The 1409-nt window shown below is 41.0% G+C and carries 1 protein-coding gene; it reads left to right on the top strand.

The genetic code is table 11. The features are described 5' to 3' along the window. Positions 1-1329 (top strand): IS3 family transposase (locus tag H8909_RS13065; protein WP_238928316.1); only part of this gene is annotated, 1329 nt, incomplete at its 5' end. Positions 1330-1409 lie beyond the last annotated feature (80 nt).

Below are 1409 nucleotides of genomic sequence, written 5' to 3'. Positions count from 1 at the left end.
GAGGACAAGCTCTTCATGGCTTATGACTACATAAGCAGAGGAAAAGCAAAAGAGAATGGCTATACCAACACCAGAGTGTTCAAATTATTTGGTGTAAGCAGCACCGGCTATTATAATTATGTGGCACGCAGGGAGGATAGAGACGGGAAGCAGGCAGCTAGAAAACAGGATGAAAGCCATGTGATGCAGTGCTTCAAGAAGATCATTAAAACACTAGGATTCGTTCCCGGAAAGCGAACCTTCCGACGACATATGTTCAGAAGGTTCAATTACAATATCAGCGTATCAAGAGCTTCAGCCATCATGAAAAAGATGCAGATAACTGCACAGCTTCCCAAGAAGGATGCATACAAGGGACAGGCAACCCACCATCATGAGTGCATGGCGAAGCCTAATCTCGTTAACCGCAACTTCAAGCTGGGAGTAAGACAGGTCATCCTTACTGATATCACTTATATTCATTACGGCTATAGCCGTACTCCAGCTTATATGTGTGCATTTAAGGATGCCTATACAACTGAAATAATAGGTCATTATGTTTCAAGCAGAATGGATGTATCTCTTGTTCAGAAGGCATTCAATAATATGATGGAGAATCATAAGGACGAGTTCCCCAAGAATCTGGAGGTATACTGCCACAGTGACCAGGGTTCACAGTATCTGTCAACATCGTTCAAACAGCTTCTTAATGAGAATGATTTCATCCAGTCAATGTCCAGAAGAGGAAACAGTCAGGACAACGCTCCTATGGAATCATTCTTTGGGCGCATGAAGACTGAGGTCATTGACATCATCGCAAGATGTGGGGATATAGCTACTGTAAGAAGACTCATCGATGGCTATATCAATATGCATAATAATGAAAGATATCAGGATACCCTTGCAGCACTGTCTCCAAATGAATTCTATACATACAAGGTGACAGGTCAGTATCCACTGGACAGCTATTATGGGGTGAAGGCATCAGAGCTTATGCCTCTTGAAAAGATCATTGAGGCTAAGCTTGAAATGCAGGAAAAGAAGAAGGAACTCCGTAAAGAACGTCAGAAGATCAATGAGCAGCAGTCCAGATTATTAAGGAATGCGGGCGAAATCATCATGCGTGATATGAAGAAGATGAAGGATGAAAGCAGGAAATGGGTAAAACAGCAGGAACTAGTAGAGAATCAGCTGAAGAAGATCTCGGAAATCATTGAGAAGATTAGTAAGGCTTTAAAATTCTATTATCATGAAGCAACAGCTGAGATCAAGGAACTGCTTAAGGATCCATTGAACTGGAAGAACTATACAAAACTGGACTATTATAAGGATCTTGATGCATTATACTAATTAGACAAATCATAAATAATATATCGGGAAAAGTCCATAAAATCAGGACTTCTTTTCGTCGTGGAAAAAGACTGGATAGC

Origin of the sequence: Catenibacterium faecis, assembly GCF_014306455.1 — a bacterium.
Classification (GTDB): Bacteria; Bacillota_I; Bacilli_A; order Erysipelotrichales; family Coprobacillaceae; genus Catenibacterium; species Catenibacterium mitsuoka_A.
This window is presented reverse-complemented; position numbering and strand designations above follow the sequence as displayed.